The 22,973-nt window shown below is 72.3% G+C and carries 15 protein-coding genes and 1 pseudogene; 2 read left to right on the top strand and 14 right to left on the bottom strand.

Annotated features, from left to right (window positions below; translation table 11 throughout):
• Positions 1-5: 5 nt before the first annotated feature.
• From IEY20_RS01045 to dxr, 4 genes are all read right to left on the bottom strand, one after another.
• Complete coding sequence (locus tag IEY20_RS01045) at positions 6-560, bottom strand: cysteine hydrolase family protein (RefSeq protein WP_268239134.1); 555 nt, start codon at positions 558-560, stop codon at positions 6-8.
• Positions 557-2,029: a purine-cytosine permease family protein gene (locus IEY20_RS01040; protein ID WP_229727785.1), complete on the bottom strand. Its 1,473-nt coding sequence runs from the start codon at positions 2,027-2,029 to the stop codon at positions 557-559. The genes IEY20_RS01045 and IEY20_RS01040 overlap by 4 nt, the downstream gene beginning before the upstream one ends.
• Positions 2,030-2,158: 129 nt before the next feature.
• On the bottom strand, positions 2,159-3,493 hold the full coding sequence (locus IEY20_RS01035; RefSeq protein WP_175329128.1) for a M50 family metallopeptidase: 1,335 nt from the start codon (positions 3,491-3,493) through the stop codon (positions 2,159-2,161).
• 111 nt (positions 3,494-3,604) lie between these two features.
• On the bottom strand, positions 3,605-4,693 hold the full coding sequence (gene dxr, locus IEY20_RS01030) for a 1-deoxy-D-xylulose-5-phosphate reductoisomerase (RefSeq protein ID WP_175329127.1): 1,089 nt from the start codon (positions 4,691-4,693) through the stop codon (positions 3,605-3,607).
• Positions 4,694-4,757: 64 nt separating this feature from the next.
• Between dxr and IEY20_RS01025 the strand changes: the two genes are divergently transcribed.
• Positions 4,758-5,282 carry a hypothetical protein gene (locus IEY20_RS01025; RefSeq protein WP_022904886.1) on the top strand — a complete coding sequence of 175 codons (525 nt, stop codon included), beginning with the start codon at positions 4,758-4,760 and terminating at the stop codon, positions 5,280-5,282.
• Positions 5,283-5,352: 70 nt separating this feature from the next.
• On the opposite strand, the gene IEY20_RS01020 is transcribed toward IEY20_RS01025, so the two are convergent.
• On the bottom strand, positions 5,353-6,330 hold the full coding sequence (locus IEY20_RS01020; RefSeq protein ID WP_175329126.1) for an FKBP-type peptidyl-prolyl cis-trans isomerase: 978 nt from the start codon (positions 6,328-6,330) through the stop codon (positions 5,353-5,355).
• Positions 6,331-6,336: 6 nt separating this feature from the next.
• The gene (locus tag IEY20_RS01015) at positions 6,337-6,834 is read right to left on the bottom strand and encodes an OsmC family protein (protein WP_188888851.1); all 498 of its coding nucleotides are present in this window, start codon (positions 6,832-6,834) and stop codon (positions 6,337-6,339) included.
• 35 nt (positions 6,835-6,869) lie between these two features.
• On the opposite strand from IEY20_RS01015, the gene IEY20_RS01010 reads away from it, so the two are divergent.
• Positions 6,870-7,841, top strand: coding sequence for an asparaginase (locus tag IEY20_RS01010; RefSeq protein ID WP_175329124.1), 972 nt, complete (start codon positions 6,870-6,872; stop codon positions 7,839-7,841).
• On the opposite strand, the gene IEY20_RS01005 is transcribed toward IEY20_RS01010, so the two are convergent.
• From IEY20_RS01005 to IEY20_RS00975, 8 genes and pseudogenes are all read right to left on the bottom strand, one after another.
• A complete protein-coding gene (locus IEY20_RS01005) occupies positions 7,762-8,637 on the bottom strand; it encodes a hypothetical protein (RefSeq protein ID WP_175329123.1) in 876 nt (291 codons plus the stop codon). The two genes, IEY20_RS01010 and IEY20_RS01005, sit on opposite strands and share 80 nt — an antisense overlap.
• 106 nt (positions 8,638-8,743) lie before the next feature.
• Positions 8,744-10,375, bottom strand: a complete 1,632-nt coding sequence (locus tag IEY20_RS01000) for an FHA domain-containing protein (protein WP_229727784.1) — start codon at positions 10,373-10,375, stop codon at positions 8,744-8,746.
• Between the two features lie 336 nt (positions 10,376-10,711).
• A pseudogene (locus IEY20_RS17395) lies at positions 10,712-10,780 on the bottom strand (zinc-ribbon domain-containing protein); the annotation flags it as partial.
• Positions 10,777-13,254, bottom strand: coding sequence for a transglutaminase TgpA family protein (locus IEY20_RS00995; protein WP_188888849.1), 2,478 nt, complete (start codon positions 13,252-13,254; stop codon positions 10,777-10,779). The pseudogene IEY20_RS17395 and the gene IEY20_RS00995, both read right to left, overlap by 4 nt.
• On the bottom strand, positions 13,251-14,663 hold the full coding sequence (locus IEY20_RS00990; RefSeq protein WP_175329120.1) for a DUF58 domain-containing protein: 1,413 nt from the start codon (positions 14,661-14,663) through the stop codon (positions 13,251-13,253). The genes IEY20_RS00995 and IEY20_RS00990 overlap by 4 nt, the downstream gene beginning before the upstream one ends.
• A complete protein-coding gene (locus IEY20_RS00985; protein WP_175329119.1) occupies positions 14,660-15,631 on the bottom strand; it encodes an AAA family ATPase in 972 nt (323 codons plus the stop codon). Before IEY20_RS00985 ends, IEY20_RS00990 begins: the two co-directional genes overlap by 4 nt.
• A gap of 78 nt (positions 15,632-15,709) precedes the next feature.
• Entirely contained in the window at positions 15,710-21,523 is a 5,814-nt protein-coding gene (locus IEY20_RS00980; protein WP_175329118.1) for an Ig-like domain-containing protein, read from the bottom strand.
• Complete coding sequence (locus IEY20_RS00975; RefSeq protein WP_175329117.1) at positions 21,520-22,932, bottom strand: serine/threonine-protein kinase; 1,413 nt, start codon at positions 22,930-22,932, stop codon at positions 21,520-21,522. Before IEY20_RS00975 ends, IEY20_RS00980 begins: the two co-directional genes overlap by 4 nt.
• Positions 22,933-22,973: the final 41 nt, after the last annotated feature.

The raw sequence follows: 22,973 nt of genomic DNA, 5'->3' as shown, positions 1-22,973 counted from the left end.
TCCGTTCACAGGTCGTTCGCGGAGTCGACGACCGTGATGAGCGGCGCGTAGAGCCGCATCGCGGCAAGCGCGCGCTCGTGGTCCTCGTCGCTGGCCCCCGCACAGGCGTCCGCGACGACCGTGACGGTCGCCCCGGCGTCGGCCGCCGCGAGGGCCGTCGACAGCACGCAGCAGTCCGTGGAGACTCCCGTCAGGACGAGGTGTGGGTGGTCGCCGACCACGGCCAGGAGGCTCGTCCCCCACTTCCCGAACGTCGGTTCCGTCACGACCGGGTCGCCGCGGTCCGCCGCCGCGGTCGCGAAGGGCTCGGTCAGCGCGTAGAGCGGATCGCCGTCGGGGACGAGCGCGAACGGCCACTCGCGGTAGTACGGCACCCAGGCGCCCTCGGGCTGACTCGGCGCGACGAAGCGCGTGAAGACGGTCCGACCGGTGAACCGGGGCAGCAGGTGCTCGATGGTCACTCCGGCGTGGGTGTACCGGGGTGCCGCCCACGGGCTCTCCCCCGTGAAGACCTCCTGCATGTCGACGACGACGAGCCAGGCGTCGTCGGGGACCGTCACGCGCGGCCCTCCTGGCGGCGCACGGCACCGGCGGAGAACAGGAGCGTGCCGAGGAAGCCGACGACCAGGGCCACGAGGACCCCGAGGTTCGCGTACGCCCAGGCTCCGTCGCGGCCGCCGAGGCCGAACGGCCCGAGGAGGTACCCCTGCCAGGCCAGCCACGACGGTCCGGACAGGGTGACGAGCCCCCACCCGAGGACCGTGCCGACGGCGACCAACGCGATCGCGACCCAGCGCACGTCGCCGTACCGGCCGTGGCGGTCCTCGAGCTCGGTCTCGGCGTAGTCGCGACGCCGCAGCAGCACGTCGGCCACGAACACCCCGGCCCAGGCGGCGATCGGGACGCCGAGGGTGATGAGGAACGCCTGGAACGGCCCGATGAAGTCCGGCGCGAAGAAGACGACGGAGACCGCGCCGATCACCATCACGACGCCGTCCACACCCGCCGCGACGGGGCGAGGGATCCGCACCCCCGCGCTCAGCAGTGCGAGGCCGGACGAGTAGATGTCCATCACCGCGCCGCCGACGATCCCGAGGATGGCGACGATCGCGAACGGGACGAGGAACCAGATCGGCAGGATCGTGGTGAGCGCGCCGATCGGGTCGGCGTTGATCGCGGCGTTCAGGTCCTTCGAGGACCCGGCGAGCAGCACGCCGAAGACGACGAGGAGCGCCGGTGCGAGGGCTCCGCCGAACGTCGTCCATCCCACGACCCCGCGGGTGGAGGACGTGCGCGGCAGGTAGCGCGAGTAGTCGGCGGCGGCGTTGACCCAACCGAGCCCGAACCCGGTCATCACGAGCACCAGCGCACCGATGACCTGCTGCGCACTGCCCGACGGCAACGCGGCGATGGCGGCGAAGTCGATCGACGGGGCCGCGAGCACGACGTACACCACCGTGAGCACCGCGGTCACGACGGTGATCCAGGTCTGCAGCCGCATCACGACGTCGAAGCCCGCGATCCCGGCCCCCACGACCAACGCGGCGACGACGACGAGCGCCACCAGCTTGGTGACGACGCCGTCGTCCCAGCCGAGCTCACGGAAGACCGTCGACGTCGCGAGCACGGCCAGAGCAGCCAGCGCGGTCTCCCACCCGACCGTGAGCACCCAGCTGAGGAACGACGGCAGCCGGTTGCCCCGGACGCCGAACGCCGCCCGGCTGAGCACCATCGTCGGTGCCGACCCGCGCTTGCCCGCAATCGCGACGACGCCGCACAGCAGGAACGAGAAGACCACCCCGATGACGGCCACCACGGTCGCCTGCCAGAACGAGATGCCGAACCCGAGCACGAAGGCGCCGTACGCGATCCCGAGCACGGACACGTTCGCCGCGAACCACGGCCAGAACAGCCCACGCGGCGTGCCCTTCCGGTCGGCCTCGGCGATGACGTCGGTGCCCTGGCGTTCGACGGTCCGCAGTTCCGGGCCCCGCGGGTCCGGTGCAGGGGGCATGGGCGCTGTGCTCATGCGCCGAGCGTAGTGCGCGCGCCGCCGGCCGGGCAGGCTCGCCGTCGTCCTGTGGACGGACTGCTGCGGTCCTGGGACGGACTGCTGCGGTCCTGGGGACGGACCACTGCCGTCCTGAGGACGGGCCGGCTACCCGAACAGGTTCACGGGGCGCACGATGTCGGCGTAGATGAGCAGCGCGCTCATCCCGGCGAGGAGCACCACGACGACCATCGTGAGGGGCGTCGTCTTCGCGAGGTCGATCGGCCCCGGATCCGCCTTCCCGACGAGCGTGAAGGACCGGCGCTTCACGGCCTCCCACAGGGCACCCGCGATGTGGCCGCCGTCGAGGGGCAGCAGCGGCACCATGTTCAGGACGAACAGGCCGATGTTGAGCGAGGCGAGCAGGCCGAGGATCGTGTAGGCCTTGTCGACGATCGGGACCCCCGACATCGACGAGACCTCACCGATCGCGCGCCCGACGCCGACGACGGACACCGGGCTGTCCTGCGACCGGGCCTGCGAGCCGAACGCCGCGTTCCACACCGCGACGAGCCGCTGCGGGAGGTCGATGATGAGGTGTGCTGACGCCGAGATCTGCGCGCCCGTCGCCGGCAGGACCGCCGTCGGCGACTGCCGGACGAGCGACTGCCCGATGCTGACGCCGACCACGCCGACCTGCTGGGTCTTGGTCGTGCCGTCCTCGTTCTTCGCGACCGTGCCGTCGGAGAGGTAGACGTCGCGCGTCGCCGTCACCGGGGTGATCTCGAGCGTCTTGCGGGCACCGTCGCGCTCGACGACGACCGTGAGCTCCTTGCCGGCGCTCCGCTGGAACAGCGTCGACACCTCGGCGATCGTCGGGTCGGCCTTCCCGTCGACGGAGAGCACGACGTCGCCGGACCGGATGCCGGCCTCCTTCGCCGGGGACACCGCGTCGTCCGCGGTGCAGGTCGTCGTCCGGCTGTTCGGCAGCACGCAGTCGACGCTCGACGTGAACGTGGTCGTCGGCGCGCCGAAACCACAGAGGAGCACACCGAACAGGACGATCCCGATGACGAGGTTCATCGCCGGACCGGCGACCATCACGATGATCCGCTTCCACGGCGTCAGGCGGTAGAACGCGCGGGAGTCGTCCCCGCCGGACTCCGCGATCTGCTCGGCGCTGGCCTGCCGGGCGTCCTGCACGAACGCGCCGTACATGCCCGTGTTCGTGATCGCGCTCGGCTTGCCCGACGCCCGCGGTTTGAGCATGCCGACCATCGAGATGTACCCGCCGAGGAGGATCGGCCGGATCCCGTACTCCGTCTCGCCGCGCGTGAACGACCAGATCGCCTTGCCGAAGCCGAGCGAGTACTGCGTCACCTTCACGTTGAAGAGCTTCGCGAAGGAGAGGTGCCCGAGCTCGTGGAGTCCGATCGAGACCAGCAGGCCGACGATGAAGACGACCACGCCGAGGACGAAGAGCAGGACGGATTCGACGGTCACCGGGAAAGGCTACGGGACGCTCCCCATGACGGAGCCGAGCGCACCCTGGGAGGTGGGTCGCGCCTCCCGTCCGACAGGTGGTGGGCTTTCAGCCTGGAGGCGCGGCGTGGGTCAGCGCGACAGCGCGCGGTCCGCCGCGGCGCGCGCCCAGCGCTCCGCTGCCAGGACGCCCTCGAGGGAGGACTCCCCCATCGTGTGCTCGTCGACGACCCGCTCGACCGTGTCGACGATGTCGAGGAAGCCGATCGCACCCGCGTGGAACGCGGCGACGGCCTGCTCGTTCGCGGCGTTGAACACCGCGGGGAACGTCCCGCCGGCCTCGCCGACGCGCTTGGCGAGGCCGACGGCTCCGAACGCCGCGGCGTCGAGCGGCTCGAACGTCCAGGTGCTCGCGGTCGTCCAGTCGAGCGGGACCCCGACGCCCGGCACGCGGTCCGGCCAGGCGAGCCCGAGCGCGATGGGGAGGCGCATGTCCGGCGGCGACGCCTGCGCGATCGTCGACCCGTCCACGAACTCGACCATCGAGTGCACGATCGACTGCGCGTGCACCGTCACGTCGATGCGGTCGTAGGGCACGTCGAAGAGCAGGTGGGCCTCGATCACCTCGAGACCCTTGTTCACGAGCGTCGCCGAGTTCGTCGTGACCACGAGCCCCATGTCCCACGTCGGGTGCGCGAGCGCCTGCGCCGGGGTGACGTCACGGAGTTCGTCGCGGGAACGGCCCCGGAACGGTCCGCCGCTGGCCGTCAGCACCAGGCGCCGGACCTCGTCCGACGAGCCGGAGCGCAGCGCCTGCGCGATCGCCGAGTGCTCGCTGTCGACGGGCACGATCTGCCCCGGTCGGGCCGCGGCCTGCACGAGCGGCCCGCCGACGATGAGGCTCTCCTTGTTCGCGAGGGCGAGCGTCGCCCCGGACTCGAGGGCGGCCAGGGTGGGTCCGAGTCCGACCGAGCCGGTGATGCCGTTGAGGACGACGTCCGCCTCGACGCTCCGGATCAGCCGCTCGGAGTCGGCGGCACCGAACGCGGTGTCGTGGACGCCGAAGCGCGTGGCCTGCTCGGCGACGAGGGCACGGTTGTTGCCGGCGGTGAGGCCGACGACCTCGAACCGGTCCGGGTTGCGCGCGACGACGTCGAGCGCCTGGGTGCCGATCGAGCCGGTGCTGCCGAGGACGACGATCCGGCGCTTGGGGGGCTGCATTTCGTAACTGTACCGAGACCGCACACGAGCCATCCCTCCGCTGATATGCGGAAGGATGTTCAGCATGCGAACCAAACAGCGCTCCGTCGCAGCACTCCTCGCCTCAGCCGCCACCACGCTCGTGATCGTGGGCTTGGGGACGACGAACGCGCAGGCGACTCCCGCCCCGTCCGCCGCGGTCGACACCGCACAGCTCCGTGCGCTGAGCACCACGCAGAGCCGGGCCGAGATCGACGCACTCGTCAGCGGGACCGACCCGGTGTCGCTCTACGTCGACGCCGCGACCGGCGAGGTCCTCGCCGCAGCGCCGGCGCCGGACAGCACGGTGACCGGCGTGCACACGCGAGCGTTGACCCCGATCGGTCCGGGATGCACGTCGACGAGCGTCTGCATGCGGAGCATCTCGGGTACGCCGTACGGCCTCACCGGGACCGGTACCCGCACGGGCACGTGGAAGAAGATCATCAGCTACTCTTCCGGCGACCGGGAGACCAGTTTCTGGGCGTCGAACGGTATGGCGTACACCTACCGGGCGTACTCGAACGTGACGCTGAACGTGACCGTGACGATCACGAAGGTCCAGCGCTGAGCCGTTCCTCATGAGGCGAGGGCGATGAGCACCTGCTCATCGCCCTCGCCGAGGATCACGTCCTGCTCCGTCAGCCGATGGCGAGGATGTCGACGACGAAGACCAGCGGAGCGTTCGCGGGGATCCCGGACCCTTCACGCGGGTTCGCTCCGTAGGCGTCGTCCGAGGTGGCGACGATCAGGACCTGCGAACCGACCTTCTGACCGACGAGCCCCGTCACGAAGCCCTTGATGAGACCCTGCTCCGAGACGGTGAACGTCGTCGGGACGCCCTTCGACCATGACGAGTCGAACTCCTTGCCACCCTTGAGCAGCACGCCCTTGTACTGCACGAGAGCGGTGTCGCCGTCCTTGATCGTCTGCCCGTCGCCCTGCTTGAGGACCTCGACCTCCGTCTTCGAGGGGGTCTTGATCCCCGACGGGATCGTGATCTGCGGCTCGCCGTCGGCCTTGTCCTTGACGGTCGGCAACGCGGGGTCCTGCTCCTGGGGCGTGCCCGTCGCCTTGGTCGGGATCTTCGAGACGATGTCGGCGACGACGACCACGTCACCGCCGGTGTTGAAGCCGATGGCCGAGGACTGGCCGACGACGACCACGCGCTCGCCGACCGTCGAGCACGCGAGGATGGCGCCGAAGCCGCTGCCGCCCACGGAGAGCGCCTGCGGGTTGCCGGAGTCGAAGCCGACGCTGCCGAGCTTCGACGCGTCCTTCGCCTGGTACACGCTGTAGGAGACCTGCGCGTAGTCGCCCGACTTGAGGGACGCACCCTTGCCCTGCACCGCGACCGTGGCCTGCGGCTCCGATGCACTGAGCCCCTTCGCGAAGGACACCTTCGGAGCGGTGGCCGTGCCGACCGCACCCGACACCCTCACCGAGTCGGAGGCCTTGCCCGGATCGGGGCAGGAGGTGATCGCCGCTGCGCTGGCACTGGCGCTGGACGACGCGCTCGGCGATGTCGTGGCGGTGCCCGACCCCGTGCCGGAGCACGCGGCGAGTCCCAGCACGACGGCGGGGACCAGGGCGATCGGGAGCAGGCGAAGACGCTTCACGGGACCCTAGTCTGCCGCACTCGCCGATGATTCCCCTGCGAGCACCCGGATGTCGGGCTCGTGGTGGACGGGGAACGCAACGGAGCGCGCGATGAAGCAGAGCCGGTTCGCCTCGGCGTGCGCAGCGATCGCGTCCTCGATCTTGTCCGCCTCACGGATGGTGACGACCGGGTGCAGCGTCGTCTCGACGAGCTCGCCGGAGCCGTCGCGGTTGAGGTTCAGGCTCGCGGTCGCCCGGTCCTGGTAGTCGACGACCGTGAAGCCCTGCTGCACGGCGACGTGCAGGTAGCTCAGCATGTGGCACTGCGCCAGCGCCGCGACGACGAGCTCCTCGGGGGTCCAGCGGTCGCGGTCGCCTCGGAACGTCGGGTCGGCCGAACCCGCCAGGTCGTGCTTCCCCGCCGCGGAGACCACGTGGTCGCGGCCGTAGTCGCGGTAGCCGCTCGTGCCGGAACCGCGGTCTCCGGTCCAGCGGACGGACGCCTCGTAGGAGTGGTCGGACACGTGGGGCACCTCGTTCGTCTCGTTAGCATTGCGGCATGACTGAGCGCCATCCTCTCACCGCCGACGGGTCCGTCGAACTCGCCGTCCTCGACCGGAACGGCTTCGAGGAGAGCCGGCACGTGGGCGCCGGAGTGGTCGTCGCCGCGGACGGCTCGGTCATCGACTCGGTGGGCGACGTCACCGCGAGCGTCTACCCGCGCTCGACGATGAAGCCGTTCCAGGCGCTGGCCGTCCGACGCGCCGGAGCCGCCTTCTCCGACGAGGAGCTCGTGCTCTCCACGGCGAGCCACGCCGGCACCGCCGCCCACCAGGCGATCGCGCAGCACATGCTCGAGTCCTTCGACCACGTCGAGGCGGACCTCGGCTGCCCGCCCGACCTGCCCTTCGACCGCGCCGCCGCCCGGACGGCGGACGGGCCGCGACGGCTGGCGATGAACTGCTCCGGCAAGCACGCCGCGATGCTCGCCGCCTGCCGCGTCAACGGTTGGGACGAGCGTTCCTACCTCGACGTCGACCACCCGCTGCAGCAGCGCGTCCGCACGACGGTCGAGGAGTACACGGCGGAGACCGTCGACCTGGTCGGCACCGACGGCTGCGGGGCACCGGTCTTCCCGCTGACCCTCACCGGTCTCGCGCGGGGCATCGCCGGCGTCGTCGCCCGCGCCGACGCGGACTCCGCAGCCCTGACGGACGCCGTGCTCGCACACCCCTGGGCGCTCGACGGCGTCGGGCGCGCGAACACCGTGACGATCGAACAGCTGGGGGTGTTCGCGAAGCTCGGCGCCGAGGGCGTGATGGTGATGGGCCTCCCCGGTGGGGCGGCCGTCGCGGTCAAGACGCTCGACGGTGCGCAGCGCGCGGGCACGCTCGCGGCGCTGACCCTGCTGCAGCGGAACGGGCTGGTGACCGCCGAGGGCGTCGCGGGGGTCATGGCGGCGACGGGCGAGCAGGTGCTCGGTGGGGGCGTCCCGGTGGGCGCCGTCCGCGCCGGCGCCGGTCTGCGCTGAGCCCTGGCGCGGTTCCCGTCGGCTCGGCGGGGCGAGGTCCCGCCGACTCGGCGGAGGCGGTGCCTGCGTCGACGGCTCCCGCGCCCTCGGCTGGGAGGGCTCCCGCGCCCTCGGCGGGGAGGTCGAGGATCGGGAGCACCGGGGCGGTCGCGATCGGCTCCCCCTGCGCGGTCCGGAACGTGCACCCCGACCGGCCGACCGTGACGACCGCGTCCGCGCGGCGCGGCGTCCGGCCGTGATCGGGGACGAGCACGAGCGTGCGGAGGCCGTGGCGTCCGTCCGGCGACACCACGTGGACGACGATCCCCTCCGGCAGCGGGGCGAGCCCGTCCGGCAGGCCCTCGCTGTGCCGGGACGGCGCAGCGACGGTCGCGGCGCCGAGCTGCGCGGACAGGGCGTCGAAGACCGCGCGTGCGAGCGCACCTCGTCCGACCACGACGAGGTGTGATGCTGCGGTGTGGACCGGCGAGCCGTCGTCGAGACGGTGCCCCACCACGAGCGTCGCTGGACGATCGGGATCGGGAACCGGTGAGTGCGTTCGGGCAGGCGCGGGCTGCGGGGCCGGGGGGTCGAGCTGGGATGCCGCGGTCTCGGATCGACGCTGCCGCCACTCGACCGCAGGCTGCGACGCTCGGCTCCGCCCGGCAGCGACGACGAGGCGGTCGAGCACGGCGAGCACCGACCCTGCCGCGACCGCGACCAGCCGGACGGTGCCCGGGAGCGCTGCGAAGACGCCGGTCCCGACGAGAACGAACGCGCCGACGACGAGGATCGTCCGGGCGAGGAGCGTGTTCACGCCACCAGTCGACCGGAGATCCGTGGGTCCGGTCGCCACTGTCGGCCCCGCTGTGGACTGATCGCGGCGGGATCCCTCCCGTGCAGGAGGAGGTCTCGCCACACGATCACTGCACGAGGAAGAACTGCTCCCCGATGTCCACCCGCGCGCCACGCTCGACCCGGTAGCGCCGTCCCGGTTCGCACCGCCGGATCGACCCGTCGATGTGCCGCACCACGGTGCCGTTGCCCGAGAAGCGGTCCGACACCCAGAGGTCTCCCCCGTCACGACCGAGCTCGAGGTGCGTCTTGGACACCGACTTGCCCGGGTCGTGGACGGTCAGGAGGTCGTCGAAGCGCTCACCCGGCTGCGGGCGGGGCAGGCGGCCGAGGAGGCCGGTGCCGTGCACGCCGAACCGCTCGCCGGTGCTGAAGTGCAGCACGAACGGCGCGTGGGTCGGGGTCTTGGACACGATCCGGGTCTCGTCGACGTCCTGGTCGTCGCTGTCATCGGGCACGTCGCCGTCATCGAGGTCAGTACCGGCGCTGGACGGCACGGATGGACGCTGGAGCGGCGGAGCGGGGCGCTCGGGAGCCGCGGTCTGCCCAGGGTCAGGCATCTCGGGGATCGGCGGGAGCGGCGCGGCCCGCGGCACGGGTGTGATCGGTGCGGCGGCGTCCCCCGCGTACTCGGGTGCTCCGGCAGGGTCGTCGGCGGCCAGCGCCTCTCCCGCGCTGTCCGTCGACACCGGCGCAGCGTGCTGTCCTCGTGGCCGCACGGCCGCGCGGAAGAGGTGGTCGTCGTCCGGCGCGGACGATGCCCCGTCAGCCGTCACATCCGGCGTCGCCTCGGTCGCCGTGTGCTCCGACGGTCGACCTGCTCCGGCAGTCGGCTCGGGCTCAGGCTCGTCACCCGCGACCGCTGCGTGGTGCAGGGCGGCGTCGCGCTCGGATGATCCGTCGTGGTCCGCGATCTCGTCGTGGTCCGCGACCTCGTCGTGGTCCGCGACCTCGTCGTGGTCCGCGACCTCGTCGTCCGAGGCGTCGCCGGCCCGCTCGCGAGCGTCCGACTGCTCGTCGTCCTCGGCCGCAGCCTCGTCCTCGCCCGGTCCCTCGTCCTCGGCAGCCCAGTCGGGGCGGGCGACGGGGAGCGGGACGACCGGGCCGGTGAAGGCCGCCGTGACCGCGGGGCGGACAGCGCCGCAGTTGCTGCAGAAGATGTCGTCCGGCTCGAGCGCGTGGCCGCACACGTGGCATGTGGCACCGGCGGAACCCGGGGTCACGAGCGGGACCGGACGCTGGGGCGCGGGGCGGCGATCGACGAGCGGCTCCACGACGGCGGTGTCCCCGGGCTGTGGCGGCGAAGCGACCGGGGCCGGACGCTCCGCCGCGAGAGCAGCGTCCGCGGCGTTGCTCGGCTGGTCCAGCCCCGGCGTCGCCGACGGGGTGCCCGAGCCGGCTCGGTCTCCGGGCTCCTCCTGGGTGGGCGCGGCCGAGCGGCCGATCCACCAGGACGGCGTCGAGGGCGCGGCGGGCGCGGCCTCCGGTGCGGGAGGCTGCCATGCCGGGGTCGACTGCTGGGCCGGCGGCTGCCAGACGGGCGCGTCCGGGGTCGGCTGGTGCCCGCGGTCGGAGCCCGGGGCCCGCGGTGCACGGTCCGCGACGCGGGTCACCTCGGGGTCGTCCTCGGGCGCCGACGACGCGGAGCCGGGAGCGAAGGCGTCGGGGTCGAGCGGCGGCTCTTGCTCGAAGGACGGCACCGCCCACGCTGGCTGACCGCCGGTCCGCGGGCCGGGCGCAGGCTCACCGCCCGTCGGCAGACCGGGCGCCGGCTGTCCGGATTCCGGCTGTCGGGACCCGTACCCGGCGGAAGGGGTCGAGGGCTGCGCGGGCGCCGCCTGACGCCGGGCACCGGGGCGGTCATCACCGGCGAGCCAAGCGCGGGTCGCCGGGTCCAGCGTGGACTCCGGGAGCCAGGCATCCGCCGCCGGGTCCGGACGACGGCCGTGCACGTCGGGCTGGAGGAGCGGCGGCGGCGGCGCCTGCTCGACCGGGGCGCTGGCGGCCGGACGTCGGTTCGCGGTCGCCGTCACCGCACGTCCGCACTCACCGCAGAAGATCGCTCCGTCCGGCAGCGCTGAGCCGCAGTGTTCGCATCTGATCACGTGGTGCCTCTGTCCTCACTCGGTCGACCTTCCTCGCGCTGTCGTCCACGACGTCCGATCGGCCTCCGGCCATCGTAGTCACGCGAGGTCCGACCGCCCTTCGAGGCGACGAGGCCGACCCGGCCGTCGACCGCCGCCCGGCGGACGTCGCCGAGCCGGAGGGAGCGGAGGGACACGGCCGTCCGGAACCGTTCCCGACGGGTGCGCCCCGTGCGCAGGCTGGTGATCGCCTCGTCGGTCGCCCGCCACATCCGGTCCGCGGTCGGCTCGTCGACCTCGCTCGGCCCGAAGACCGCACGGTCGGCCAGGGCCGCCAACCCGGGGCCGCCCTCCCCCGGCGCGCCGCGGACGCTCTCACGGCGGGTCGCCGAGGGTGCCACCGCGTGTCCGCGGTCGAGGAGCGCATCGCGGTACTCGTCCCACGCCCCGACGATCCGACCGCGTGGCGACGGAGCCCGACGTCGACGCCGACGTCGGATCCGTTTGACCAGGACGATCACGGCGAACGGCAGGAGCACGAGCGCGGCGACCGCGAGGACCCCGGCCACCCACGGGAGCACGGCGAGGAGGATCTGGAGCCAGAGCGGCTGCACCGGCGGCGTGTCGCGGTCGCTCTGCGGCGGCGCCTGCTGGTCCTGGTCCTGCTGGTCGGCCGGCGGCGGGGGCACGACGGTCTCCGTGCGGGTGACCGGCTTCGGGGTCTCCTGCTGCGCGTCCGGGATCTTCCGGACGGTCGGGTTGGGGTTGAGCACGACCCATCCCCACTGCGCCGTGTCGACCTCGATGCGAGCGGTGACGTCCGAGCCCGTGAACGTCGTCGTCCCGCCGTCGGAAGCCGCGTCGGCGCCGGAGTCGCCACCCTCCGCGAACCCGAGCACGACCCGTGTCGGGAAGCCGATCTGCTCGGCCATCAGCGCAGCCGCCACCGCGTACTGCTCCTGGTCCCCGACCATGAGCGCCGAGGTCAGCAGCTCGGTGATCCGGTCGGCGCCGTGTCCGGACCGGCTCGCGCGGTCGTCGCCGACACCGTGGCTCACGTAGCCCGTTCGTCGCAGTTGCTCCAGCATGGCGACGAGCTTCGCGCCGTCCGACCCCGCACCGTCCGTGTACGCCTCGACGGTGTCGCGCACCGCGTCCGGGACCCCGCGGAGCGCGGGGAGCTGCGCCGTCCCCGGCTTCGCCGAGGCGAGCTGGCCCTGTGTCGGCTGGTCCGGGAGCACCGCGGTCAGGTCGTAGGTCGTCCCGCGGGACACCCCGCCGACGACGGCACCGGTGCCCGTGGAGGCGTTGTAGAAGAAGGCACCGCGGTCCTCGTCGGCACGGCGCCCGGAGAAGTCGACGCGTTCGAGGTCGCCGACCGTGGGCAGCCACACCCCGCTGTAGCCGTCGACCGTCACCCCCACGCGCACCGTCGTCCCCCGCACGCCGCGGACGTCGACCGAGGTCGGGACGCGTTCGAACGTCCCGGACGCGGCGGCACCGTCCGAGCCGCCGACGCGGTAGACGACGCCGTCGTACGTGTCGAGGGTCGCGATCCGCACGAAGCCGTCCGCCGGGAGTCCGGTGACCCGCAGCTGCGCCGTGTCGGCTTCGTCGGACTCCTCGTAGGCGCGGAACCCGCTCAGCGGGCTGACGTAGTCGCGTGGATCGAACGGCTTGACCACGTCCGTCCGCGCCACCGTGCGGGCCCCCGAGGGCGGCGCGACGAGTCCGAGTGCGGTCGCGACGACCGCGGCGGCGACGATGGTCCCCGTCCCGACGAGCGCCGGCCGGAGGACCGAGCGCGCGATCGGCACCCGCGTCCCGACGGTCGACGCGACGGCCACGGCACGGCGCGCGTGCCGCGCGGTGAGGGCCCACACCAGCGCGAGGCCGGCGAGGACGACCGCGGTCACGATCGAGGTGTCGAGCCGTGTCGGCCCGACCACGATCCCGGCCGCGAAGAGCGCGAGGGGCGCGATCGCGCCCAGTTCCTGCCGGGAGGCGCGGGTCGCCACGCTCACGCCGGTCACCGTCACGACGAGGACGCTCACGAAGTACGGGACGAGCAGGGCTTCGTAGGAACCGACCGGCAGGCTGATGGTCACCAGCTGCTTCCAGCCGAGGGCCACGCCGGCGAAGAGGTCGAGCAGCCCGCGCCCCGTCGGCAACACCCCGTTCGCCGCCCCCGGCACAGCGGCCGGCACGCCGGTGAGCGTGAACGCGGCGACCGTCGCCAGGCCGACGACCGGCGACGAGAGTCGGTACACCGCGCCGAGGAGCGCGACGACCGTGCCCGCCACGATCGCGGTCACCGCGGCCACGAACATCGAGTCGTCGCGGTAGACCGGCCACCACGACGTGCTCGCCACCGCCACGAGCAGCCAGACGACCAGCGTCCCGCCCGCCAGGCGCAGCGGAGCGGCCCGACGCGCGTTGCGCCGAGCGGTCCGGCGGACACGGGTCGCCGGCGTCGCGGGTGCCGGGGCGCTCACGCCGCCGCCGATCGGTGGAGCGCGGTGCGCAGGTCGTCGAGGTAGCCGATCGTCATGACGGTCAGCCCGGCAACCCGGAGGAACCGCGGCTGGGCCTCGGGCTCGCAGATGACGGCCACGACCTCGACCCCGACGGGGAACCGCGTGGCGGCGAGCCGGAGTGCCGGGAGCTCGACGGTGGAGCCGACCACGAGGAACGCGACCGAGATGCCCGCCGTGTCGTTGCCGACGATCCGGGCGACCTCGGCGATCGGGAGGCAGGCCTCGGCGAGGCCCACGGTCGCGAAGTCGTCGAGCAGCCGTGTCGGGGTGACCGTCGGCAGCCGGTGCACCGCGTACACCGGACGCTTCGCGAACTCCGGCGTCCGCTCGGACACCACCACGGTGACGTCGCGGCCGTCCCGGATCGCTCGGGTGCCGAGCGACGCGGCGGCGCTCACGGCGAGCTCGAACTCGTCCCCGTCGGCGAACTCGGCCCGGGACGACCCGAGCGCGACCACGAGGTGCGACCGACGGGTGTCCTCGAACTGCCGGACCATCAGGGCGCCCGACTTCGCGGTCGACTTCCAGTGGATCGTGCGCGGGTCGTCACCGGGCATGTACTCACGGATGGCGTGGAACGCGATGTCGGCCGGTGAGAGGTCCGTCGTCGCCTGCCCCTCGAGGTCCCGCACGAGTCCGGTGCTCGTCGACGGGATCGCGATCGTGCGCGGGTGCACGATGACCTGCTCACGGGCAGTCCAGACGACCTCGCGACGGACGAGTCCGACCGGGTCCGCTCGGACGCCGGTCACGGGGCCGACGTCGAGCACGCCGCGCCGCGTCGTCGGGACCGGGACCTCCTGCTCGAAGGTCCCCTTCGCCGCGATCGCCGGGATGGCGACGTCGACCAGCCCCACCCCAACGGGGACCTCGACCGTGCTCGGGACCGACGGCAGCCGTCCCGGGTTCTCGGCGGTCACCACCACCGCGGCCGGGTCGCCGACGGCGACGCGGTGCTGCGGGAGGCGCATCCGGACGAGCAGGCGCGACCGCCCGATCAGGGCGACCGCGGCGACGACGATCAGCAGCGCACCGGCGAACCCCACGACGACGACCTCGCGGAGGCCGAGACGGTACCCCGCGACGAACGCGACGAGCGTGAGGACCGCCACCGTCCATCCCAGGCCGGTGACCACCGACGAGACCTCGTCCCAGGCACGTCCGACGAGCCTCCAGGCCGTTGCCCAGAGCCGGACGACGCCGACGACCGCGTCTGCGGCGACGCTGTCGCGGTCCCCGACCAGACGGGTCCGCACGTTCGTCAGGCCGGCGACCGTCCCGGTGCGCTCGGACGCGCCCGACCCGCGACGCGACCGCGTCGAGGAGGGGCGGCGCGAACGCGTCGTGGCGGGCCGGCGGTCGGTCACGACGCGACCCGGTCAGCAGGGGGTGGCGTCTCGACCAGGAGCTGCGACACGACCGCGGTCGGGCTGACGCCGTCGAACTCGGCCTCGGCGTCGAGCACGAGGCGGTGCGCGAGCACCGGGACCGCCAGCGACTTCACGTCGTCGGGCGTGACGTAGTGGCGGCCGTTGAGCGCCGCGAACACACGGGACGCCCGCATCAGACCCATCGCGCCACGGACGCTGACCCCGAGTCGGACCTCGCTCGCGGAGCGCGTCGAGTCGACGAGCCGGGCGACGTAGTCGGCGATGACGGCGTCGACGTGCACCGATCGGGCGAGCGCGGCCATCTCGGTGATCGTCGCCGCCGGCACGACGCTCGCGAGCGGCACCGACGCCGACGGCGCAGACGACGTCTCGAGGATCTTCACCGTCGCGGCGTGGTCCGGGTAGCCGATCGACGCCTTCATGAGGAAGCGGTCGAGCTGCGCCTCCGGCAGACGGTAAGTGCCGGCCTGCTCGACGGGGTTCTGGGTGGCGATCACCATGAACGGCGCGGCGAGCCGGTGGTTGACGCCGTCGACGGTGACCGCGGACTCCTCCATCGCCTCGAGCAGCGCGGACTGGGTCTTCGGGCTCGCGCGGTTGATCTCGTCGGCGAGCACGATGTTCGAGAACACCGGGCCGCGGTGGAAGTCGAACTCCTGGGTGCGCTGGTCGTAGACGCTGATGCCCGTGATGTCGCCGGGCAGCAGGTCGGGCGTGAACTGGATGCGGTTCGTCGAGCCCTGCACACTCTGCGCCATCGCCCGCGCGAGGCTCGTCTTGCCGGTGCCGGGGACGTCCTCGAGCAGGAGGTGTCCCTCGCTGAGCATCGCCGTGACCGCGAGCCGGATCACGAACGTCTTCCCGAGGAGCACCTGCTCGACGTTGGTCACGATGCGGCCGGCGACGTCGGCGAACCAGGTGGCCTGCTCCGGGGTCATGCTCATGCGGGGTCGTTCCTTCGGTGGTGAGTCGTTGGTCGTGGGCGCGCTACTCGGAAGCGTAGAGCGTGGTCGGCACGTGGCTCAGTTGCCGCTGCCGCTGCCGGTCACCCGAGCGCTGGCGTAGCCCGGGTCCGTGTGCTTCGCACCCTGGCTGTCCGTCACGGTCTCCTGCACACGGATCTCGTCGTAGCCGGCGGGCACCGGGTCAGAAGTGCTCCAGGCGGTGTCGGTCTCGGGGTTGTCGGCGTCGCACGTGCTCCCGAGGCCGAGCGGGTTGTCCTTGCAGTACAGGATCGTGTACGAGATCGCGTCCGCTTTGAACAAGCCGTTGTTGTTGTCCACGATGTTCGGAGTGCTCCCGACCGCCGCGGACTGCACGCTCGCCCGGGTCGTGAACGCGGTCGCCTGCGATGCCGCGCTCGATGCGCAGTAATCGCCGTCCGTGGCACACGCGGTGAAGACGACGCTCGTCGCGATCCCGAACCCCGCCCCGGCCCGGAGGTTCACGGTGCCGCCGAACCGCACCGGCGCGGCTCCGTTGACCGAGTAGTACAGGTACTGCGCCGAGCTCGAGGTGCTGGCGACGACATCCCAGTTGGCGCCGTTCTGTTGCAACGCTGCCGAGCCGGTGGGCGCATCCGGAGTCTGGTAGCCCTGGACCCCCTGCGGGGACGACGGGGTGCAGAAGAGACCGTTGTCGGCGTACGCGACGTAACGGTAGGGATCGGAGATGGTGTCCGTCCTCGATGCCCCGGTCCAGACAGCCTCGGCTCCGTCCGTCGAGCACCCGGACGGGATCGGGGTCGACCTCGCGAACTTGGCGATCTTGATCGTCCCGACCGGGCCTGCCCAGTCGCCCTCGGACGCGTTGAGCGTCACCGCGGTCGAGGAGCCCTGCCGTTCGCCGTCCGCCGTCAGCGTGGGGACCGCAGGTGTCCCGACCGCCGTTCCCGAGCCGGATGCCGAGTTCCACTGCACCACGGTGTCGTTCCGATCAGCCTGGTTCCGCGCGGAGATCTTCACCACGTAGTTCTGGCCGCTCTGCGCCCCCGTGAACGACGTGCTCGTCGCGGTCCCCGTGCTCCTCGTGACCGTCAACCCCGGTCCGGAGATGGTGACCACGTAGTTGTCCACGGCGCTGCCGTTGTTCGGCGCGGGCACCGCGTTCCAGTCCACGTCGACCTGGTTCGGCGTGTCCGGGTTCGGCTTCACGGTGATCCCGGTCGGCGGTGCCGGCACGTAGTCGGCGCTCATCGGCGCGGACTGCGCCGACGGCTCGCTGTCGCCGACGGCGTTGGTCGCCGTCACCGAGAACCGGTACGAGGCCTTCGGGTCCAGCCCTGTCAGCTGGCAGACCGTGGCCGTGCCGCAGTCCTTCGACACCCCGTCGGTCCCGGTGACCCGGTACCCGGTGATCGGCGAGTTGTTCGCCTGCGGCGTCGACCACGTCAGCGTCACCTGACCGCCGTCGTACGACCCGGTGCGGGTCGGAGCGCCCGGAGCGTCGGGGACGTCCTGCACGGAGATCGTGACGTCGCCCCACACGTACCGGTCCGGGTCGTCGGTGGCGTCCGCGACCTGGTACTGCAGGTGCGCGTCGACCGGCTTCGCGGACGAGGACACCTGGACCTGCAATCGCGACTTGTCGGCGCTCGGCGTGACGCTCACGCCGGCGGGCAGGCCGCCACCGAGCCCGCGGATCGCCACGACACGGAGTCGCTCGCCCGGGAACGGGTTGGTCGGCTGGTCGTTGGCGAGCACGTTGATGGAGGTCGTCTCGCCGCGCTTGGCGATGCTCGTGTCGGCGCCGGGCTGGACGAGCGGACGAGTGGACGCGACGACCGACACGCTGATGGTGCCCGCCCGTCCGGCGTTGGCGTCGTCCGCGACCCCCACGCCGATGGAGGACGTGGTGTCCTTCTTCGCGGTGTCGGCGACCGTGACGGTCAGCCGCTGCCCGACGACGGTCGCGGTGACCCCCTGGCTCGGCTGGCTGACGATGGAGTAGCGCAGCTCCGGGAGGTCCTTCGGGTACGGGTAGTCGGTGAGCTTCGCGAGGTCGACGGTGTGCGACTCCCCCGGCTGCATGTCGAGCGCGGACCCCGAGAACGCGGGCGGCTGGTTCGACCGGGGCAGCACCTTGATCGGCAGGACGAGCGTCGCCGTCCGGCCCTTGCCGCCGTTGGCGTTCGAGCCGTCCGTGACCTCGAACGAGATCGACGCGTTCCCGTAGTACAGCTTCGCCGAGGTGAACTGCAGCGTCGACGAGTCCACGACGAGGTCCTGGCCGTTGGCGTGGGTGGCCTTGACGGTGCCGTCGTCCGTGATCTTCGCGGTCTGCCCGTTCGCGGTGACGACGTAGTCGGACAGCGGGATGCGGACCGCCGCCTCGCTCTTCACGGTGATGGCGGGGGCGGTGCGGTCGATCTGCGGGAGCGCGTCGTCGAACCCCGGCACGTTGATGAACCCGTACGAGACCACGTCCGGCCGGTCCTTGCGCGCGACCGAGAACGGGATCACCTGCGAGTCGTCCGTCAGCTGGACCTCGATGCGCTCGTCGTCCGTCAGCCGAGCCGTGTCGCCGTACCCGTCGACGACCCCGACGGTGAGGTCGGCAGCGGTGCCCTCGGCGAAGAAGACGTTCTTGAGGACGTCGACCGTGACGCTCTGCCGGCGGATGATGTCCTGCAGGTCGAGTGTCGTGTCGTCGACCTCCGGCCGCAACGGCTCGGCGTCCTTGTCGACCGTGACCGTGAGGAACGCCGTGCTCGACCCGCCGCTCTCGTTCGTCGCCGTGTAGAGGACGGCGAAGTCACCGCTCGTGGCGTCCGCGGGCGGGGTCACCCGGATCTGCTGCTTCCGGAGCACCTTCGCCCGCACGGCGGTGTCGGTGGGTTCGGCCTTCGTGACGGTGAGCTGGCCGCCCTCCGGGTCGGAGTCGTTCTGGAGCACGCGCACGGTGACGGAGCCGCCGGGGCGGATGGTCATGTGGTCGGCCTCGGCGACGGGGTTCGACGCCTGCTCGGCGCGCGGCGCGATGCCGACGCGGACGGTCCCCGTCGCCCGGGCGCCCAGTGCGTCCACCACGGTGTAGGTGAACTCGTCGGTCCCGGCCGAGTAGTCACCGGCTTCGTAGGTGAGCGAGTCGGCGGAGACGTCGCTGACGGACCCCTTGTCGGGGTTCGAACCGACGCCGACCAGCTGGACCGAGTCGCCGTCGGGGTCGATGCCGTTGAGCGGGATCGAGATCCGCACGGACTTGCCCGCGACGACCCTGGCCGTGACGGTCTGCGGGACGGGCGGGTTGTTCGTCGCCGTGTCCTTGTCGCGGACCGAGATCGACACGGTGGCGTCGGCGTACTGTCCGTCGGGCCCGGCGACGCGGTAGACCGCGGTGTAGTTGCCGGGGGTCTTCGGTGCGAGGTACCGGAGGTGGTCGCCCGAGACGAAGAGCAGGCCGCCGTCGCCCGGGACGTTCTGGACGAGGTCCGGCTGCAGGGTGAGGGGTTCGCCCTCGGGCTGGGTGTCGTTGTCCAGCACGGGGATGTTCGCGACGTCCCCGACCCGCACGGTGGCGGTGTCGGGCTGGGCCACCGGCGGCTGGATGCGGTCGGGCTTCGGGATCTCGACGACGGTGATCGAGCCGGTCGCCGACGCGAGTCCGTTCGTCTCCGTGTAGCCGAACGTGACCGGACCGTCGAGCGGCGCCGTCAGCGTGATCCGGACCGTGTGCTGGTCGAGCACGCTCGCCTGCACGCCGGACGCCCGGTCCGGCTGGTCGATCGCGGTGACGAGGAGCACGCCGCCCGCGGGGTCGATGTCGGTCGCCGTGACGTCGGTGTCCTTCGTCGACAACGTGTTGACGAAGACCGTCTTCGGCGTGGTGATCGGCGGCGTCGAGGCGTCCGGCGGCGCCTGGATGGTGACCCGGACCACACCGCTGGTCGTCTTCGAGCCGTCCGTCACGGTGTACTCGAGCTGGTGGTCGCCGGCTCCGGCGCCGACGACACGGAACGTGCCGGAGTCGTAGCTCGGCGTGACCGTGAGGCCCTTGGACGACGACACGCTCGTCAGGGTGACCGTCCCGTTGCCGCCGCGGACGTGGTCGAGCGGGTCGACGGTGAACGCCTTGCCGGCGTAGCCCGCCACCGGGAACGCGTCGGCGTAGAGCGGGACGCTGCCGGCCTTCGCGACCGCGACGGTCAGGGAGCCGCGACCGTCGGCCTGGCCGTCGCTCACGACCAGCTGCACGGAGCGGTCGCCGGTCCGGCCGCTCTTGTTGCGGTAGTCGAGGAGCCCGTCGGGCGTCGTCGACACGGTGTCGCCGTCGGACGCCGTCGCGGACTTCAGGTACACCGGATCGCCGTCCGGGTCGACCCAGTCGCCGAGCACGTTGGTCACGACGTGCCCGTTCTGCACGACGTTCGCGCTGGTGTCGCGGACCTGCCGCGGAGCGTCGTTCTCGGACGGCTGCCGCACGGCGACCCGGACGGTCGCGGTGTCGGAGCCACCGTTGCCGTCCGTGATCGTGTAGGGGAACGAGACGGTGCCGCGCGCGCGGTCGGAGAGCGTGATCTGCAGCCGCTGGCCCTCCGCGACGATCGCGACGCGACCGATCGCGTCGTCGATCTTCCCGACCTCGCTCACGATGATGGGGTCGCCGTTGGGGTCGTAGTCGTTGAGCAGGACCGGGAGGCTCGTGGTGCGTCCCGGACGCGCACCCAGTCGGTCGTCCACCGCGACCGGCGGTTTCTGGTCCTTCTCGACCTGCGGGTCGTCGTCGGAGACCTGCTCCTGCTGCTGGTCGTCGTCCTTCTTGATGAGGTCGGACCAGTTGTCGATGAGCTGACCGCTGCGGTCGATCGCCCACGACTTGCCGCTGTCGGGGTCGTTGGCGACGATCGTGCTGCCGTTGTGCAGGATCTGGAGGTCGCCGGAACCGGCAGCACTCTGCAGCCGCTGCACCGCGCGACCGTCGCACGTGTCGACGGCTTGTCCACCGGCCCAGGCCGCGTAGACGCACGATCCGTCGACGTACGGCCGGGCCGCGCGACCGGACACCGTCAACGGGGTCGCGTCGACCGCACCGTTCGCCGAGACCCGGACGATGCCGGCCGTCCCGGCGACGACGACGCTCGTGCCGTCGGCCGTGGAGCGCTGCAGGGCGGGCTGTGCACCCACCCGGTCACCGAGTTCGACGCGGTCGCCGTCGACCGCGAGGACGCCGTCGGTCCGGTCGAGCACGGCGACGTGCTGCCCGAACGCTGCGACCTCGAGGTCGTGCTCGGCGTCCATCCGCACGGTCCACTTCTGCGCGACGGACGGCGTCGCCCCGAGCGCGACGAGCGAGGCGGTCGACGTCTTCGGGGAGTAGACCGCCACGTGGTCGTCGGACGCGTCGAACACCGCGTCGGCGCCGAGCGTCAGATCGGCCTTGGCGGAGGCATCGAAGTCGGCGAGGTCCGCCGCCGGGGTCGTCCAGAGCTCGCCGGTGTCGGCGTTCCCGATGACCGCCGACGACCCGGCGAAGAACACCTGCGGCGACCCGGCGGGCAGGGTGACGGGGTCGCCCACGGTCGCATCGGCGACGTCGACCTTCGCGACGGTCCCCTTGGTCTGGTCGACGCTGTAGACGGTGGAGCCGCGCTGCAGCACCGCGAGCTGGTCCGTCGAGGTCTCCACCGCGGTGTTCAGCTCGAGGACGCCCGTGTTCGCCCGCCCGACGGCGCCGTACTGGGAGGACGGCACCCAGACGGTGCCGTCGCCGAGGTCGACGCGCTGGGTGTGGTAGCCGCTCGAGGCCACGGCCGCGGTGGCGACGACGGCGCCGACGAGCACCGAGGCCGCGGTCGTGATCGCTGCCGACCGGTGCTTCGTGAGGAAGGCCCGGATCACCGGCCGCTCCCGATGGTCGCGCACCGCTGCGCGCTCGCTGCCCCGGTCTTGCCGTCACGGTTCACCGCGACGGAGATGCACTCCTCGTCCCCGCGCTGGCCGCTGACGACGAACGTGGTGCCCGACTGCTGACTGGACGCGCCGTTCGAGGAGACGACGTAGGTGTCACCGTCGGCCAGCCCGGGATCAGCCCAACGGAAGGTCACGGACGTCGCGCTCGTGCTCGCACGGACGTCCGACACGACCGGGATCGCCCCGCTGCCGAGTCGACCGACCACGACCACGGTCGCGATGGCCAGGGCGGCGACGACGACCACCGCCGACGAACCGGCCCAGAGCAGCGTGCTGCGGTTCCTGCGCCGCGCGCGGGTCGCCGATCCGGTGCGGTGCACCGTGCCGACGCTCTGCGCGCCGATCGCCGCGACGCCGCCCTGCACCGCTCGGCGCGCGCGGCGACGTCCTCCGACCCGGGTCGGCGGCTGGAGCTCGCGGATCATCGTGCGGTCCCCGTCCGGCGTCGGGGTGGCCACGGCCCACGCCTCGACCGCGACGTCCGCGGAGGTCTGCGGGATGCCGAGTTCGGCCTCGACCTGTTGGAAGCCCCGCACGAGCTCGAGCACGGTCGCCGGCCGCTGCTGCGGCTTCCGGGACATCGCGGTCGCGAGCAGTCGTTCGAGCGACGGCGGCGCGTCGGTGCGGCCGGTGGGCTTCACGCCGCCCTTCTCGATCCGGCTCATCAGGTCGCCGGCGCCGTTCTTGCCGCCGCGGACCTCGAACGGGCTCCGTCCGGCGAGCAGCGAGTAGACGGTCGCGGCGAGCGAGTAGACCTCGGACTGGACCGTGCCGCGGGACTCGTCACCGAGGACCTCGGGCGCGGACCACGGGATCGACATGCCGATCGGCTCGTCCGGGTCGGACTCCCCCACGGTCGCCGCGATGCCGAAGTCGGACAGCACGGGGTTGCCGTACGCCGTGAGGAGGATGTTCGACGGCTTGATGTCGCGGTGCAGGACGCCTTCACGATGAGCGGTCTCGAGCGCAGCACCGATGCGGACACCGATCGCGAGCACCTCGGACACGGGGACTGGCTCACGCCGGTACCGATCGCTGAGCGACGACGAGCAGAGCTCCATCACCAGGTACGGTCGGCCGTCGGACGCGACGCTCGCCTGGAAGACGGTGAGGATCGAGGGGTGGGTGCTCAGCCGGGCCATGAGGTTCGCCTCGGCCTGGAACATCTGCCGGACACGGTCGTCGACGACCTCGTCGAGCAGCACCTTCACCGCGACCTTGCGCCGCGGCATGTCCTGCTCGTAGAGGAAGACGTCCGCGAAGCCGCCGGAGCCGAGGACGTGCACGGGACTGAAGCCCGCGATCACGGGCGGGTCGGACGGCAGTCGTCGTGCCATGCTCCCCTCCTCCCCGACCGACGCACGGCCGGCACGCTCGT

The organism is Curtobacterium luteum (assembly GCF_014646995.1).
GTDB lineage: Bacteria > Actinomycetota > Actinomycetes > Actinomycetales > Microbacteriaceae > Curtobacterium > Curtobacterium luteum.
Note: the sequence above shows the minus strand (reverse complement) of the source record. Positions and strands in the feature narration are given on the sequence as shown.